The sequence below is a fragment of the Streptomyces sp. B8-7 genome, assembly GCF_058833805.1.
On record NZ_JBYRRL010000003.1, the window covers coordinates 265,876 to 282,300 of the forward strand.

The window sequence follows — 16,425 nt, forward strand, 5'->3', positions numbered from 1 at the left end:
GAGACCGCGGGCGGGGCCGGCCGGCAGCGGGGACGGTGCCGGCCGGGTCCTCGCCCCGTTCGTCCGCGGTCCGACCGGTCGGCGGCGGGACCGCGATCGCCATCCGCTACGGTCGACTACCGTTCGGTTCCTGCACAGGAGATGGTGTGTCAAAGCCCCCCGCTGTACCGTCCCGCCGCCGCACCGGCGCGGTCCTCCTGGCCGCGGCATGCGCCACCGCGCTGCTCGCGGCCGGCCTGGCCCTGTCCGACGTCCTCGGCGGCCGCGAGGACGAGGCGGAGGTGACGCGCCCCACGGCGAACATGACGTTCGACTATCAGATCGGCGGCCCGTACGCCCCCGCGAAGGGGGTGGCGGCCGTCTCCCGCGACCGGTCGGCGGAGCCCGTCGAGGGGCTGTACAACGTCTGCTACGTGAACGCCTTCCAGGCCCAGCCCGACGCACAGGACTGGTGGGAGGAGAACCATCCCGGCCTGGTGCTGCACGACAAGGACCAGCGCGCGGTCATGGACGAGGACTGGGGCGAGGCACTGCTGGACACGTCCTCGGAGGACAAGCGCGGACAACTCGGCGAGATCGTCGGCGACTGGATCGACGGCTGCGCCGAGAGCGGCTTCCAGGCGGTCGAGGCGGACAACCTCGACTCCCACGAGCGGTCCGGCGGCCGCCTCACCAGGGCGCACAACGCAGCGTTCGCCCGGCTGCTGGCCGACCGGGCACACGCCGCCGGGCTGGCCTTCGGTCAGAAGAACACCGCCGGGATGCTCGCCGGGCACGAGAAGACCGGCTTCGACTTCGCCGTCGTGGAGGAGTGCGGGCAGTACGACGAGTGCGACGCGTTCGCCGAGGCCTACGCCGACCGCGTCTTCGTCATCGAGTACACCGAGGAGGGCTTCGACAAGGCCTGCTCGGACTGGGGGACCTCGCTGTCCGTCGTCCTGCGCGACCTGGACGTCGCCCCCCGGGGCACCGAGGACCACGTCTTCCGCACCTGTTGAAGCCGGGCCGGCGGGCGTCGGTGAGGCCGGTGCCCCGCCGGGCGGGCGACGATACCCGTCCGGGGCCGCGACGACCGGCCCGGCGCCATCGCCCTGCGACCGGCACCGGCCGCCCGCCCGCCCGAGGACGCGGCGCCCGGACCGGTATCGCGGCCTCGGCCGCCGTGGCCCCGTCGGTGCCCGTCCGCCGGCCGGCCCTCGGACGGATGCCCTCGCCTGGGACAGGCCGCTCCCGTCGCATCCGGCGCCCGGCGCGCCGAGTACGCGGTCGTGGAACGGGCCGGCACCCGGCCGCCCCGACCGCTGCCCTGACGTGCCGGCACCGTCCGGTCGGGAGGGGTGCGGGCCCGGCCCGGCTGTGCGCCGGACCGGGCCCGCTTGCCGTTTCACATGCTGTCGGATCGCTTCGGGCGTCCCCTCTCGATAGGTGCGCCGCGTGTCGACGGGCACTCGTCGTGTGCACTCGGGCCGTGCGCGGGCCGCACCGGACACCGCGTGCACCGGGTCAGGTACCGGCTCTTCTCCTTCCTCTCGGCCGAGGCCGCCGCATCCTGCGCACGCCGAGGGCTCCCACGGCGGCGGCCGCGACGACGACCGCGAGAGCGGCCGGCGCCGTGGTGCGGTCCATGCCGAGGACCGTGCCGTCCGTGTCCTCGCCCTCGCCCGGCGCCGCCAGGTCCAGCGTCCGGCAGGCGGACGGCGCGGTGACGGCCTGTGCGCCGTCGGCGACCTGGAACTGGAACGCGTTGGTCTGGGTGTCGCCGTCGGCGGCGACGACGCTGTAGGTGAGCGTGGTGACCCCTGCCCCGAGCGGGCTGACCGCGGCGCAGGCGACTGAGCCGCCGTCGGCCATGACGGGCGCACCGACCGGCACCGAGGCGCCGTCGGGGCCGGTGACGCTGATCGTCGGTGTGGTGCCGGCCATCAGCTGGGTGAAGGTGAGCGCGACGACGCTGGTGCCCGTGCCGACCGTGGAGCCGGGTGCCGGGGTGGCCTTCTGCAGAGCGGTGTGGGCGTACGCGGGCCCGCCGCCGCTCAGCAGCAGCGCACTCAGACAGACGGTCAGGGCGGCCGGCGCCCTCAGAAGTCGAAGTCCGCGCATGCTATCCGGTTGTCCATCGCTTCCATGGGGTGGACGACGAGGGCGACGGCGCCCTTGCCGGTCTTCTCGGCGTTGTTCACCGTCGTCATGCCCATCCCGGACTTGTCGGCGTCGAACTTCAGGTGCACCTCGTTGGGCGGCATCGCCGGGCCGCCCTCGGTGAACTGGAAGTGGGGACCGCCGTTGTCGTCGGAGCAGTGCTGGGCGTGCAGGTGGGCCATGTAGTGCCCGCCCGGCTTCAGGCCCGTCAGGGACACCGTCACCGTGGTGCCCTGGGGGCCCTGGGCGAGCCAGGCGGTGCCCTTGACGTCGTCCATGCCCGGCGGGCGGGTGTCCAGCAGTGCGAGGGTGCCCTCCACCACCTCGGCTCCGGGGATCTTGTCGGCGGGGGTGGCCTTCGGGTCTCCCATGGCCATGTCGGACATTCCGTCCGTCCTGTCGGCGGACGAGGCGGAGGGGGAGGCGGAGGACTTGGCGTCCGCCGCCTTTTCGGACGGGTCGTCGGAGGAGTCACCGCCGCAGCCGGACAGCAGGAGGGCCGTCGCCGCCGTGGCGGCGCAGACCGCCGCCAGGCGGGTCCGCGGACGGCTGCGGCCCGGCGCCGGATGCTGCGCGGACAGCGCCGGCCGGGTCGCCGGTGCGGTGCGGGGCTCGGACGCGGGGACGGACGTGTGGTGGTTCATGGCAGAGGGAACTCCCGATCGTGGAAGGGCCGGACCCGTCGGCCGTGCCGTACGGCGTGCGCACGGCGCCGGGCTCGGGGTCGCCGAGCCGCCGGACGGCCAAGGTGCGGGCCAAAGGTGTGGAGAGGACGGGCCGACACCGCCGGAGGCGCGTCGGCGTGGCGCCTGCTCCCCGGCCCGCGCCGGCGCCGCCGTCGGTCCGGTGTCAGAACCGTGGGGCGGTGGACGGATCGGGAGACAGGCGTCTCGGACTCCGGCCGGCCCCGGGCGGACCCCTGCGCACGACGACATGTCTCAGGTCCTGCCCGGTCGGCCGCCAGTGCGCCCCGTCCCGGGAGACCGCCCGCCACGGCGGGGCGCCATGCGCGGGCCGGGCGTCGAAGAGTGCCCGGAGGATCCGCCGCAGCGGAATGAAGAGGACGGCTGCCAGGGCCCGGCCGGTCCGGTGCGCGGCCGCCTCACCGCGCCACAGCCACAGTCCGCACACGACGGCGGCCAGCACATGTGCCAGCACCATCCCGGCGGAGCCGCCGTGCACCGCGTCCGGCAGGAAGTGCCGGACGGCGGCGCCCGCCACGGACCCGGTGCCGCCTGACGCGTGGGCGTGGACGTGCGGGTGGACGTGCGGGGGGACGTGCGCGTGGACGTCGTGAAGCGTCCCGCCCGTGGGCCAGGGCGCCGCCGCCCGGTTCGCCTGCCGGGAGGCGAGGCTGAACAGCAGGTGCAGCAGCAACTGCGCGGCGACCGTGGTCCCGACCACGGTCAGGGCCGCGCGCTCCCGCCCGGTCAGCCACCACCCGCCCGGCCCGGCCCCCGCGAGGGCCGACGCGACCGCCCACCACGGCAGGGCCTCGCCCGCCATCAGGGTGTGCCCCAGCGTCGTCGTCGCCACGCAGACGGCCGCGAAGAGCGCGGCCCGCGCCAGGCGTACGACGTCGACGGCGGGGCCGGCCGCGACGTGCGCCCGGTCCGCTCTGCCGTCGTGGCGACGCCTCCGGGGGGACACGCAACAACTCCTCACTGATCAACTGGCTTCTCGTCTCTTACGGACGCCCGGGCCCGGTTGTTCACCGGCGGGACGATCTCATCCCTCGGGCTTCCGGCCGCCTCGGTGGGCGTGCGCCAGGGCCTCCAGCACACCCACCGCCCGGTGGGCGTGCTCGTACGGTACGAACAGGTGATCGTGATGGAACCCGGCGACGACGTTGCAGCTGAGGCCGGCGTCGGCGAGTTCCCGCGAGACCTCGGCGGTCAGGCCGACCGCTTCGAGCGCGGAGTGGACGCGCAGGGTGATCCAGCCCGCCACGTAGTCGTAGGCCAGCCCCGCCGCGTCCGCCTCGTCGAGCGGCACGACCAGGGTCAGTCCCTCGTCCTCGGCGACCGTGACCACGGGAGCGACGCCTGCGGGCACCCGGTCCCCGGTCGTGGTGAACACATAGCGTCCCGGCCTCAGTTCAGGACGCATCCCGCTCAGCAGTCTCCGCAGATCACTCTCGCCGGCCACGCCGTCAGCCTATCCGCGAGCGGGCGACGGCGGTGGGCCGGGCACCGTACGAGGTGTCCCGGTTCGAGGGAACCTCCAGCAGTCCTTCAGCCGGCGTCGCCCGGCCGAGGCCGGGGAAGGCCGCGGCCGGCGCCGGCTTCGGCTCTCCGCGCGGGCACCGGCACGGGTTCGCAGGCACGGGTCGGGGGTTGAGGGTTGCGGGTTGGGGCTGCGGGTTGCGGGTCAGCCGCCCGGTGGTCCTTCCCGGCCCGCGGGCCGGCCTGCCGGGTCGGCCGGGTCGGCCGGCACGTCGGTTCCGGCCAGGGCGTCGGAGCCGTCGGGGACGGCCGGGACGGCCTGCTCGGTCCAGATGATCTTCCCGGTGGAGGTGTAGCGGGTGCCCCACCGCCGGGCGATCTGGGCCACGATCAGCAGGCCGCGTCCGCCTTCGTCGGTGGTCCGCGCGTGACGCAGACGCGGTGAGGTGCTGCTGGCGTCGGAGACCTCGCAGATCAGGCCGCGGTCCAGGATCAGGCGCAGGCAGACCGCCCCGGTGGCGTGCCGGATCGCGTTGGTGACCAGTTCGCTGACGATGAGCTCCGTGGTGAAACCGAGCTCGGCGATGCCCCAGTCCTCCAGCTGGCGGGTGGCGAGGGTGCGGGCGTGCGCGACCGCGGCCGGGTCCCGGGGCAGGTCCCAGGAGACGACCCGGTCCGGCGCCAGTGCGCGGGTCCGGGCGAGGAGCAGGGCGGCGTCGTCGGGCGGAGGCGCCGCCAGCAGGGCCTCCAGTGCCCTCCGGCCGGTCTCCGCCAGGTCCGGGTCCGGTGTCGTGAGGACGCCGCTCAGCCGGGAGAGCCCGATGTCGATGTCCCGGTCGAAGGACTCGATCAGGCCGTCGGTGTAGAGCGCGATGAGGCTCCCCTCGGGCAGGTCCACCTCGACCGACTGGAAGGGGAGGTACCCGAGGCCGAGCGGCGGCCCGGCCGGCAGGTCCAGGATGTCGGCGCCGCCGTCGGGGCCCGTGATGACCGGCGGCAGATGGCCGGCCCGGGCCAGCGAGCAGCGCCGGCTGACGGGGTCGTAGACGGCGTACAGGCAGGTGGCTCCCATGAACGCGGTGTCCGCGGCCTCGCCCTCGGCCTCGGCGGCGTCGGGGTCGTGCGCACCCATGAGGCCGATGACCAGGTCGTCCAGGTGGGCGAGCAGCTCGTCGGGGGGCAGGTCGAGGCTGGCCAGGGTGCGGACGGCGGTGCGCAGCCGGCCCATGGTCGCCGCCGCGTTGAGGCCGTGCCCGACGACGTCGCCCACCACGAGGGCGACCCGTGCTCCGGACAGCGGGATCACGTCGAACCAGTCGCCGCCCACACCGGCCGGGGCGTCCGCGGGCAGGTACCAGGAGGCGACCTCCAGCGCGGACCCTCCGGTCACGTCCTGCGGCAGCAGGTAGCGCTGCATGGAGCGGGCCGCGGTCCGCTCCCGGGTGAAGCGCCGGGCGTTGTCCACGCACACGGCCGCGCGGGAGACCAGTTCCTCGGCGAGGCGGATGTCGCCCTCCTCGAAGGGGCCGAGCCGCCGGGAGCGGGCGAAGGTCGCCGCGCCCAGGGTGACGCCGCGCGCGCGGATCGGAACCACCATGACCGACTGGAAGCCGTAGTCGCGCAGGGCGGCGCCCAGCGATTCGTCCTCGGAGGCCCAGGGGCCTGCGATGTGGTCCAGGGTGTGTTCCACCAGGGTGCGGCCCTCCAGGAGGGAGCGGGTCACGGGCGAGGAGGGGGCGCGGCGGACCGTTTCGCCGACGGCCAGTGTCGCCTCCGGGCAGCCCTCTCGCACCGACTGCTGCCCGGAGCGGCGTATGACGGGCGCGATGCCGACCGGTCCCGGTGCCGGTTCCTCGCCGCGCATGACGGAGTCCAGCAGGTCGACGGCGACGAAGTCGGCGACGGACGGCACGGCGTCGTCGGCCAGCTCCTGGGCCGTCCGCGTCACGTCCAGTGTGGTGCCGATCCGGGTGGCGGCGTCGTTGAGCATGGCCAGGCGCTCCTGGGCGCGCCAGCGTTCGGTGATGTCGATGACCATGTACCAGACGCCCACGATCCGGCCGTGGCGGTCCTTCATGCCGAAGAAGGAGGCCGAGACGGCACGGCCGAAGTCCACGGCCTGGTCGCCGGTGCCGTGGAACTCGACGTCCATGACCGGTTCACCGGTCGCGAGGACCTCGCGCATCCGTTCCTCGAACGCCGCGGCCTCCGCCCTGGGCAGCACCTCTGCCATCCGTCGTCCCAGCCGCCGTTCGAGCGGCGTCAGACGGTTCAGGGACTCGTTGACCCAGACGTAGCGCAGATCGGTGTCGAGGACGGCGATGCCGACCGGGGCGTGGGTGAGGAACGGGGTGAGCATCAGCTGGCTGACCCCGCCCCCGGGCATCCGCCAGAAGGCTGTTCGGGGCGGTCGGCCCACGAGCCCGCCGAAGAGCAGTGCGGCGCAGGTGGCGACCAGGACGCCGGGGATCATCTCGTAGATGTCCGACTCGAAGGGCCCGAGCAGGGGGTTGATCTTCTTCCACAGCAGCACGGTGGCCGCGCCCGAGACGATCCCGGCCATGGCCCCGGCCCAGGTCATGCGCGGCCAGTACAGCGACAGCACGACGACCGGGCCGAAGGCGGCGCCGAAGCCGGCCCAGGCATAGGCGACGATGCTCAGCAGCCCGTCGGCTCTGAGGGCGATCACGAAGGCGACCAGGATCACCAGGACGACGGCGGCACGGCCGAACCACACCAGGGCCCGGTCCGTCGCCCGCCGGTTGAGGAAGGCGCGGTAGAAGTCCTCCGTGAGGGCGACGGACGACACCAGGAGCTGGCTGTCGGCGGTGGACATGATCGCGGCCAGCACGGCGATCAGCATGATCCCGGCGACCCAGGGGTTGAGGAGGGCCTGGCTGAGGATGATGTACACGGTCTGCGGGTCGCCGAGGGGCGCGCCGCTCCGCGCGATCCCCACCAGCCCGACGAGGGTGGCTCCGGCGAGCACGACGACGACCCAGCCCGTTCCGATGCGGCGGGCCGCGGGGATCGCCCGCGTGCTGCGGATGCCCATGAAGCGGGCCAGGATGTGCGGCTGGCCGAAGTAGCCGAGCCCCCAGGCGAGCAGCGAGAGGATCGCCACGGCGCCGAGCGAGCCGTCGGGCGACCACTGCCCGTCGGCGTAGTCGACCTTGGTACCCACGTTCAGCAGGCCGGGCTCCTTGCTGTTCAGGGAGTCGCGCAGGGCCCCGAAGCCGCCGAGCGCGCCGAGGCCGACCGCAGGCACCACGAGCAGGGCGAGGAACATCAGGGTGCCCTGCATGACGTGGGTCAGGCTCACGGCGAGGAAGCCGCCCAGGCAGGAGTAGACGACGATGACGAGGGCCGTGAGGGTCACGCCGAGCCCGAACCTGATATCGAACGTACTCTCGAACAGGAGTCCGCCGGCCACCAGCCCGCTGGCGACGTAGACCGTGAAGAACACCAGCGTGACCGCCGCCGAGACCATGCGCAGCGACCGCGTGCGGTCCTCGAAGCGTTCCTCCAGGTAGGCGGACAAGCTCACCGCGTTCCCGGCGCGCTCGGTGTAGGTGCGCAGCCTCGGCGCCACGATCAGCCAGTTCAGATAGGTCCCGAGCGCCAGGCCGACCACGATCCAGCCGGCGCCGATCCCGGCCGCGTAGACGGCGCCGGGCAGGGCGAGGAACAACCACCCCGACATGTCGCTGGCGCCCGCGGACAGCGCCGCGACGGGGGCGTTGAGCCTGCGGCCGCCCAGTGCGAAGTCGGCGAAGGTGTGAGTGCGACGGTAGGCCCACACGCCTGTTGCGATCATGACGGCCACGAAGACGAGGAACGTGGCCACGATCGGCGCACTCAGATCGAACATAATCCCCTCACCTGCGAGGTTGCCGGGCACGGGGGACCTTCGCGCCTGACGGTGACCGCTCGTGGCCGTTCCGCCCGGCGGCCAGGGTTCTTATGCAAATGTACCGATTCCAAGCATCATGGGCCGATAAAGGAGCCGAGGACGGGCCGGATCCGGCTGCGGGCGCACCGGCCGGGAAGGCCCGGGGCGCGGTCCGGGCTCGGAGAAGTCCTCCGCCCCGCGCCTTCCGGCCCGGGACGGAACCCTCCTCGGTCAGGACGGGGACGGCTCTTCCACGGTACGGCCTCCCCGGAGTCCGGTCCTTCGCGGACGCGGAGGGTCACGCACCGGCCCCGGACCGTGTCCACCGGTGTCACCGGTGCTCCGTGACGGCCCCGGTGGGCGCGAGCCCGGCGTCAAGACCGCCCGGTCGCGGCTCCCGGTCTCAGCAGGGAATGGGGGAGCCGCCTGGGGTGAAGCACGTCCCGGAGCCGGAGTCGTCTTCGGTGAGGGACTGGGGGGCGAACGGCTCGTCGAAGGTGAGGTGCCAGGTGTCGATCTTGCCGGTGTCCCCGTCTCCGAAGTCGTTGACGCGCAGTGTCCATGTACCGTTCGCCGGCTCGGACGAGGCGTCCACGACGTAGGTCTTGTTCACGTCATCGCCGGCGTCACTGTTGTCGAAGTCCTCCAGCAGGTAGGCCTTGCCGGACGGGCCGACGAGGCTGATGGCGAGGTCTCCGCGGTAGGTGTGCTTGATGTCCACGCCGACGGCGAGGCTGGAGGGGGCGTTGCCGCTGATGCCGGAGACGGTGATGCGGCTGTCGTTCGACCGGTTGTCGAGGATCGGTACGTCGTCGGGGTTCTCGAAGTACCCTCCGCCGGACGTCGCGGTCGAGGAGGCCGGGAAGGTGAGGTTCCAGGCGTCGATCTTGCCGGTGTCTCCGCTGCCGGTGTCGCGTACACGGAGCGTCCATGTGCCGTTCGCCCTCTCGGACGAGGCGTCCAGCGTGTACGACCTGAACACGTGGTCGCTGCTGTCGTCATCCGGGATGTCCTCCAGCAGATACTCCCTGCCGGACGGGCCGACGAGACTGATGATGAGGTCTCCCCGGAAGGTGTGCTCGATGTCCACACCGACCCCGAGGTTGGCCGGGGCGTTGCCGCTGATGCCGGAGACGGTGATGGAACTCTCCACCGTGGCGTGATCACTGATCGGCACGTCGGTGGTGCTCCGTTTGGAAATGTGGTGGCAGGGGTCGAGTTCGGGGTTGGGCGGCATCGGACAGGAACCGGAGTCGGGGTCGGAGTCGGGGTCGAGAGGATCTTGAGTACCCGACCCGCCTGTCTCGGCATCCTCCGTTCCGGTCGCGGGACCGATGCGCGAGAGATATCCGTACTTGTACGGCGATACCGAGCGAACGGCCCACGTTTGCTCGGGTTTCGAGGAGTCACATTCGTTGATGATCAACTTTTCGTTGCTGTCCACCTCCAAGCATTTTCCTGACTGCACGCCAACGATGGTCGAATCGCCTGTGAGGTGGAACTGCTGGTTGGCGCCGCCGCCGCTTTCGCAGGAATATCCGATGACTGGCGTTCCGTTGGTAGTTCCACCTCTGTAGACATCCAGGCAGTAATTGTCCCGGTCGAACGTCGAGACCACTTCAAGAAATCTTTGACCACTGAACTGGAAGTCCTCCACACCGTTGTCGTCACAGACCCCCTGAACGTCAACGCTCTGGTCGTATCGGACATTCAGACACTTTCGACGATCCTTGCCATACTGAACTTTATACTCCGAAGAGGCGGCTCTGAGTGTGAATTCAACCGGGAGATGGTCGGAGCCTCCGCCATCAAGGCGGCGTCCGGTCCAGCCTTGCATGTTCTGCCGGTCGTTGGAGACCATGTAGTCGAGTTCCCCGCCGCCGTCCTGGGTCCCCTCCCCGCTGGCGTAGATCTGCGAGCCTGGGGGCACGGTGATGTTGTCGGGCCGACGGTTGAAATCGCCGAGGACGGCCCACAGCCCGGGTGAGCTTGCACTCTGAATTTCGACGAGCATGTTCTGGGCATCGTTGCTGCGGTTGTCGCCGTTGGAACTGGCATGGAAGCTCCAGAACCAGCTGCCGTCATTGAGCCGGATACCGAGTGCGGGCCGCATACCCCAGTCTCTGTTGTTGGCCTGACGTGCGGCTACGGCGGCGGGGGTTCCGGGATCTTCATGGGTGACGAAGGCGACGTTGTTGCGGTTTCCCGTGGGATCGGTGTTCAGCCAGGTGATGTAGACGTCTCGGCCGCGGGTTGTGCTACCGAGGCGCCACCTTCGCACTTCGTAGTCGTATGTGGTGCGACGTCCGCCGATATTGGCGATGCTGCCGCTACGCACGACGGTGCCGGGAAGGCTGCCGCGGGGGCCGGCCTCCTGGAGGGCGACCACATCATGGGGAAGGTAGTTCTCGCCGCCTCCCGAGAGCCGGCGGACGGTGCTGGTCCATTTACTTTCTCCCCTGTCGGTAAAGGCCCCCAGCATGTTCCAGGTGACCGGTGTGTGATGCCCGGGAGCTGCGTGGCTGGGGGCTGCGGCGGCCACGACGAGGGAGGCGGCGATCAGTGCGGCGGTGATGAGGTGGGTGAGCAGTGTCCGCAGGCTCGGGCGGGCCGGGGGCGCTCCGGGGGGTGTCTGGGGCGTGAGGAACATGGTGACCTCTGAAGTGGGGGGCAGGCGTCGGCTGGGCCCGCGGCGGGCGCGTGGTGGGCTGGGGCGTGTTGCGGCGGACACGCCGGGTGGGGTGCTCTGGCCGGGAGTGCGGTCTCGCGGTCGGCGGACCGCGACGCCCGGGCTGCCATGTCGGCAGCGCGGGGTTGTGGTGCCCGTCGATGAGCCCCAAGGCCACGGGTCCGGCCGCCACGCCGACAGCGCGACGCTCCCGGCCTCGAACCTCGGTGTGAACGAAGGGCGGGAGGCCTGAGACTCCCTCGCCGCACGGAAGGCGGCTCACCAGAGCCGCCCGGCGTCGGGTGACGCGGTTCCGGGTTCACCGGTCCGGCGGCTGCCTGATCGGCGTATCGCCCGTCCGTGGTGTGAGGGAACCGGGGCGGCCGAGCCGTTGCCGTACGTACTGGGTGTCGTGCAGGCGCCGACGTTCTCGAAGAGCGCCGGAGTCGCCGCGGTGCTCTTCGGCGCAGCCCCGGCCCGCCGGGGGGCGGGCTCGGCGGTCCGGTGCATCCGCACGGCACGCCGATGCGACTCCAGCGGGTGCTTCTTCGGGGCAGACCTCGTCAGGGTTCCTGTCACATGCCATATCTGACCTGCTGTCACCTCTCTCCGCATCCCAGGTGACTTCAGGCCGGCCCGGGCGGCACCAGGAGGGCCGTGGGTTGCGACGGAAGGAGCCCGGTCCCGGTCTCCGGCTCCCGAGGGGAGCACCTGCATGACGGCCGGGCACCGGAGGCCGATGGGGCAGCTCCCCGTCCGGGTCTGTCGGGTGGCGTTCGGTTCCGGCTGCAACAAGCATCGGGAGCACAGGGAGTGCTCCCTCGTGACGAGTGTGGCTTGGACCACAGAGAGAGTGGGGTTGACATGAGGTCTGCTCGGGTTCTGGGCAGGAGCCTTGCCGCCGCCGCCGGCGTGGCGGTTCTCGGAGGCATGGTTCCGGGAGGCGCCCCCGCGGCCACGGCGTTCGCAGCCGATGCCTGCGGGCAGTCCTTCCACGACTACAAGGGCACGTTCACCGGGACGACACTCGTGGACGGCGGCCCCCAACAACTCGACTACACACTGGAGTTTCCGAAGCACGACACCTACGTCATGAGACTGGCCGTGCTCGGCTCAAGCGGTACCCATCAGGTCCAGGGCCCCATGAAGATCGTGTCCACGCAGTCGGTCGGCAGGCTGATGCTGACGGTTCCGGTCTACCAGGCCAAAGGCCCCACCGAGTACATGGAGGTCACGGCGAGGGACACGCAGTGCGAGCCCGGCCTGCTCGGAACCACGCCCCCCGAAGTGACAGCCTTCTCCCTCAACCTGCCGATGGGCGGCCAGGAAGTCATCATGACCCGAACCTCCTGACCGAAGACGCACGGAGCCGAAGAGACCAGCGCCGGACGGTCGGTCACCACGACCGTCCGCCGCTGGTCTCTTCGGCCGGTGCGACGCAGCCCGGGCCGGCCCTCCCTCTCCACCGTGCAGGTCGGCGACGGCTGAGTCCCGCGGGGCGGATGACGCTCCCGAGGGCTGCTTCACGTCGACGTAGTCCGCCGCGGAGGCGACCGCCCGGGTGGTGGACGTGCCTGCGAAGGAGCAGCGGAAGACCGGCACGCGATGGGTGCGGGCACCGGGGTTCAGGCCGCCGCCGAGGGCACCTGCTCGTCCCGTCCCCCGGCCGGGGACCGGGCACGGCCGGGGGCCGGACCGCCGGTGGTCCTCGGCGGTCCGGCCCCGGGGCCGGGCGCGGCTCCCCTCGTCCGCGCCCGGCTGTCCGCCCCCGCCGCAGGGAGTCGGGACCCTGCTCCGGGACGATCGGCCCCCTGGCCGGGGGCGGCGGGGTCAGGCCCTCGGTCAGGGGGCGCTCAGGCCCAGCGTGTAGGCACCGGAGCCGCTGTAGGCGTGGACGAGGTAGCGGTAGTAGCCCGCGCTGCCGTAGTAGGTGATGTCCTCCTCGGAGGTGGCGTCACCGTCGACCGCGACGGACACCCAGCCGGCTCCGTTCCACTTCTGGAGGTAGAGGTCGAAGTCGGTGCCGGCCGGGCCGCGCAGGCAGCCCACGTGGGTGCCGGAGGCGGCCGAGTAGTAGTACGAGCCGTTCGGCTGGGCAGCCGTCTGGCCGCGGCCCAGCGTGCCCTGGTAGGTGTGGTCGGTGTTCTCGCAGACGGTGGGTGTGGAGGTGCCCACGGTCAGCTGGTAGGTGACGGTGTGGGTGGTGGAGCCCGTACCGGTCACGGTGATCGGGTACGTGCCGTGGGCGGCGCCGGAGGCGACCTGCACCGTCATCGTGGCGGAGTCGCCGGAGGTGACGGAGGACGGGCTGAAGGAGACGGTGACCCCGCCGGGGGCGCCACCGGCGGAGAGCCGGACCGTCTGGGCGCTGCCACCGGTGGTGCTGGTGTTCACGGTGGAGGTGGCCGAGGAACCGGGCTGGGCCGAACCCGAGGACGGGTTCAGGGTGAGGGTGAAGTCCGGCGTGGTGGAGCCGCCGCAGTCGGTCTCGCCGGACTGGGCGGGCACGCCGATCGCGTCCCAGGCCGACCGCACCGCGTTGCACTCGGTGCTGCCGTAGGTGTTCTTGGCGCTGGTCAGCGTCGCCTTGCGGGCGGCGCGGTGGTTCCAGGCGGAGGTCTTCATCAGCAGGGCGCCCATGAAGATCTTGCCGGCCTTCTGGATGCCGATGCCCGTGACGGAGGACGGCCCGCCGGAGCATATCGGGCTGCCGGGCTTGCCGCCGCCCGGGGCGGAACCCTCGGCGAGCAGGTAGAACCAGTGGTTCTGCGGGCCCGCCGCGGCGTGCACCTCGGTGTTCGAGGTCAACTGGGTGTAGCAGTTGGGGTCGTTGTTGTGGAGGGACGGGTTGTACATGTAGCGGATCGGCCGGTTGTCGCCGAGGAAGTTCACCTTCTCGCCGACGGTGTAGTCGGGGGTGTCGCCGGGGTTGTTCGCGAAGTGCTCGGTGAGTGCGCCGAAGATGTCCCCGGTGGACTCGTTCATGCCGCCGTTCTCGTTGGACGAGCCGGTGCCGCCCGGGGTCCGGTCGAAGATCTCGTGGCCGTACTCGTGGGCCACCACGTCGATCGCGGTGAGCTGGTTGGTGCCGTTCTGGTTGCGCCCGTACGTGGTCTTGGTGCCGTCGTAGTAGGCGTTGACCTCGGAGAGCCCGGCGCGGGCCGGGACCATGCCGCCCTGGCCGTTGATGCCGTTGTAGCCGAACCACGACCGGAGCATGTCGGACTCGCGCTGGGCGGCGTACATGATGTCGACGCAGGCGGTCACGAGGTCGTTGGCGCCGCCGTTGCCCCACGGGGAGGAGCCGGTGTAGGTGCTGCCGTTCTGACCGCCGCACCGGAAGCCGGAGCGGTTGGGGTCGGTCATCGAGGTGGCGGCGGTGTCGATGGAGACGGTGCCGTTGTGGTAGCCGCGGCCCTCGGCGTGCCGGACCTTCTCCTCGGCCCGGGCGACGCGGCCGGTGCGGGCGTCGACGAAGGTGTCCAGGGAACTGGGCGCGTTCTTCCCGGTACGGCCGACGACGAGGGTGCGCCAGGCCAGTACCGGCTTGCCCGCCTTGAGGAGCACGGACAGCTCCGGGGCGCTCGCGCTCTCCACGGAGGCGAGTTGGCGGCGGGCGGTGGCCAGTGCGGACCGCGCGGAGATCCTTGCCTTGGTGGAGAGTTCGAGGACCGGGGCGGGGGCGCCGGTGACCTCGCGGACGTCTCCGGTGGAGTCGCTGAGGACGACGGCGTCGCCGCCGGCCACCGGGACGCCCTTGTACCGGCGCTCGTAGGCGGAGAAGTACAGGCCGTTCGCCCAGGGGGTGACGGAGGTGCGGACGAGTTCCTCGTCAGTGCCGTGCCGGAGTTCGTCGAGGCCGCTGGCGGCGGCGCCGTCGGCGGCGGCGAGCGCCAGGGATCTGCCGTGGCCGGGCGGCGGTACGGGCCGGTCGTCGTGCGGAGCCGCCGTGGCGGGGCCGGCGAGGGCGGTCACGAGACTCGCCGAGATCGCCAGGGCTGCCACCGCAGCGGTGCGTCGGGTGGGGTGCAACGTCTGCTCCGATCAGGATGGGGAGGCGGATCGTTGCGGCCGAGTATGGGCGTGGACATGGCTAGTTCGGGACATGCCGTCTTGCATAGGACGCGCGTTATGGTGCGGCCGGGCGCGGGTGCGTACTCTGCCGCAATGAACCTGGAGTTGAGGCACCTCGAAGCGGTCTGCCGGATCGCCGAGGCCGGCAGCCTGAGCCGGGCCGCGGGCCGGCTCGGGGTCTCCCAGCCCGCGCTCTCGGCCCAGTTGCGCCGCATCGAGAGGGTCGCGGGCGGTGCCCTGTTCGTGCGTGGCCGGCGCGGCGTGGAGCCCACCCCGCTGGGCGAGTTCGTCCTCGCCAAGGCCCGTCTGGTGCTCGGCGAGATGGACGCTCTGGCCGCCGGAACGCGCGCCATCGCCCCGCACCCGACACTGCGGCTGGGCTGCATCCTGCTCGTCCTCGTCGACCAGCTCCTCGGCGAACTGGAAGAGGCGATGGACGGCCGCGAGATCACCGTGACGGTCGAGCACTCCGCGACCACCCTGACCCGGCAGCTCGGGGCCGGCCGCTACGACGCCGTCCTGTACGGCGAGGTCAACGACTACGAGGTGCCGCTGCCCCAGCACACCACGGCCCGCACCCTGGTCCCCAAGGAGCCCTTCTGCGTACGGCTCGCCACCGCGCATCCGCTGGCGGACCGTCAGCGGATCGCACTGGCCGAACTCGCGGGCGAGTCCTGGATGATGCTGGTGGAGGACGACGACGGCGGGCCCGAGGCCCTGGTGGCGGCCTGCGCGAGAGCCGGCTTCGCCCCCGTGCTGCGGCACCGGGTGACGGACCGCAAGATGCAGTACGCGCTGATCGCGGCCGGCCGCGCCATCTCACTCAGCCAGCCGACCGCCCCGGCCGCCGAAGGCACGGTGCTGCGCCCGCTGGTGGGCGACCCGGTCACCGGCCGGATCAGGATCGCCTGGAACCGCGCCGCTGTCTCCGCCCGGCAGGCCGGTCTGCTCTACCGGGCGGCGGGCCGCGCCTATCTGGCCAATGTCGCCAACAACCCCTTCCATCGCGACTGGTGGAACGCCCGGCCCGAACTCCACCCGGAGCTTGAGGAGTCGGAGGTCTGAGCCGGGCGGCCCGCACGAGGGGCCGGCCTCTCGCACGGGCGCGGTGACTGCGGTGACTGCGGTGACTGCGGTGACTGCGGTGAGGGACGGTCCGCCGGGAGCCGGGGCACCCTCCCGGTCACCGCGCCGGGCGCGGAGGGCCGCTCGCAACGCGGGGACGCGAGACAACGGGCGGCTCGCCGGTCCGCGCCGCGCGCCCGTACGGGGCTGACCGCACCGTCGATACCGAGGGCAGGATCGCCCGCCCGCGCCGCGCGCCCGTACGGGGCTGCCGCCGAGACCGCCGCCGTGCCGGCCGGTGTCGCGTGCGCCGGCGAAGGCGGGCAGGACGGGTGATCTCCTGTGAAAGACTGCCGTGGGAGACCATGTCGCGGGATCCGAGGCCGTGGCCGCGACCGGCTCCCGGGTACGTCGGCCGACAG

The 16,425-nt window shown here is 72.0% G+C and carries 10 protein-coding genes; 3 read left to right on the forward strand and 7 right to left on the reverse strand.

Annotated features, from left to right (window positions below; genetic code table 11):
* Positions 1–146: 146 nt before the first annotated feature.
* Entirely contained in the window at positions 147–998 is an 852-nt protein-coding gene (locus AC5K6T_RS16515; protein WP_493209782.1) for an endo alpha-1,4 polygalactosaminidase, read from the forward strand.
* 505 nt (positions 999–1,503) lie between these two features.
* Here the strand turns inward: AC5K6T_RS16515 and AC5K6T_RS16520 are convergent.
* The 6 genes from AC5K6T_RS16520 to AC5K6T_RS16545 form a co-directional block, all read right to left on the reverse strand.
* Positions 1,504–2,100: a copper resistance CopC family protein gene (locus tag AC5K6T_RS16520; protein WP_493209784.1), complete on the reverse strand. Its 597-nt coding sequence runs from the start codon at positions 2,098–2,100 to the stop codon at positions 1,504–1,506.
* The gene (locus AC5K6T_RS16525; RefSeq protein WP_493209786.1) at positions 2,079–2,783 is read right to left on the reverse strand and encodes a superoxide dismutase family protein; all 705 of its coding nucleotides are present in this window, start codon (positions 2,781–2,783) and stop codon (positions 2,079–2,081) included. Before AC5K6T_RS16525 ends, AC5K6T_RS16520 begins: the two co-directional genes overlap by 22 nt.
* Positions 2,784–2,988: 205 nt before the next feature.
* Entirely contained in the window at positions 2,989–3,789 is an 801-nt protein-coding gene (locus AC5K6T_RS16530) for a hypothetical protein (RefSeq protein WP_493209787.1), read from the reverse strand.
* A gap of 78 nt (positions 3,790–3,867) precedes the next feature.
* Positions 3,868–4,287, reverse strand: coding sequence for an ACT domain-containing protein (locus tag AC5K6T_RS16535; RefSeq protein ID WP_493209788.1), 420 nt, complete (start codon positions 4,285–4,287; stop codon positions 3,868–3,870).
* A gap of 222 nt (positions 4,288–4,509) precedes the next feature.
* Positions 4,510–8,175: a sodium/proline symporter PutP gene (gene putP, locus AC5K6T_RS16540; RefSeq protein ID WP_493209790.1), complete on the reverse strand. Its 3,666-nt coding sequence runs from the start codon at positions 8,173–8,175 to the stop codon at positions 4,510–4,512.
* Between the two features lie 424 nt (positions 8,176–8,599).
* A complete protein-coding gene (locus AC5K6T_RS16545; RefSeq protein WP_493209792.1) occupies positions 8,600–10,846 on the reverse strand; it encodes a proprotein convertase P-domain-containing protein in 2,247 nt (748 codons plus the stop codon).
* Positions 10,847–11,794: 948 nt separating this feature from the next.
* Here AC5K6T_RS16545 and AC5K6T_RS16550 point away from each other — a divergent pair.
* Entirely contained in the window at positions 11,795–12,217 is a 423-nt protein-coding gene (locus tag AC5K6T_RS16550) for a hypothetical protein (protein WP_493209793.1), read from the forward strand.
* A 489-nt stretch (positions 12,218–12,706) separates the two neighbouring features.
* Here the strand turns inward: AC5K6T_RS16550 and AC5K6T_RS16555 are convergent, their stop codons facing one another.
* Positions 12,707–14,896 carry a M4 family metallopeptidase gene (locus tag AC5K6T_RS16555; protein ID WP_493209795.1) on the reverse strand — a complete coding sequence of 730 codons (2,190 nt, stop codon included), beginning with the start codon at positions 14,894–14,896 and terminating at the stop codon, positions 12,707–12,709.
* A 135-nt stretch (positions 14,897–15,031) separates the two neighbouring features.
* Between AC5K6T_RS16555 and AC5K6T_RS16560 the strand changes: the two genes are divergently transcribed.
* Positions 15,032–16,003: a LysR family transcriptional regulator gene (locus AC5K6T_RS16560; RefSeq protein WP_493209797.1), complete on the forward strand. Its 972-nt coding sequence runs from the start codon at positions 15,032–15,034 to the stop codon at positions 16,001–16,003.
* Positions 16,004–16,425 lie beyond the last annotated feature (422 nt).

Bases quoted from the DNA above. Each gene is read 5' to 3' on its own strand.
- AC5K6T_RS16550 (WP_493209793.1), top strand. From the start codon at position 11,795: ATGGTTCCGGGAGGCGCCCCCGCGGCCACGGCGTTCGCAGCCGATGCC.
- AC5K6T_RS16525 (WP_493209786.1), bottom strand. From the start codon at position 2,783: ATGAACCACCACACGTCCGTCCCCGCGTCCGAGCCCCGCACCGCACCG.
- putP (WP_493209790.1), bottom strand. From the start codon at position 8,175: ATGTTCGATCTGAGTGCGCCGATCGTGGCCACGTTCCTCGTCTTCGTG.
- AC5K6T_RS16545 (WP_493209792.1), bottom strand. From the start codon at position 10,846: ATGTTCCTCACGCCCCAGACACCCCCCGGAGCGCCCCCGGCCCGCCCG.
- AC5K6T_RS16560 (WP_493209797.1), top strand. From the start codon at position 15,032: ATGAACCTGGAGTTGAGGCACCTCGAAGCGGTCTGCCGGATCGCCGAG.
- AC5K6T_RS16520 (WP_493209784.1), bottom strand. From the start codon at position 2,100: ATGCGCGGACTTCGACTTCTGAGGGCGCCGGCCGCCCTGACCGTCTGT.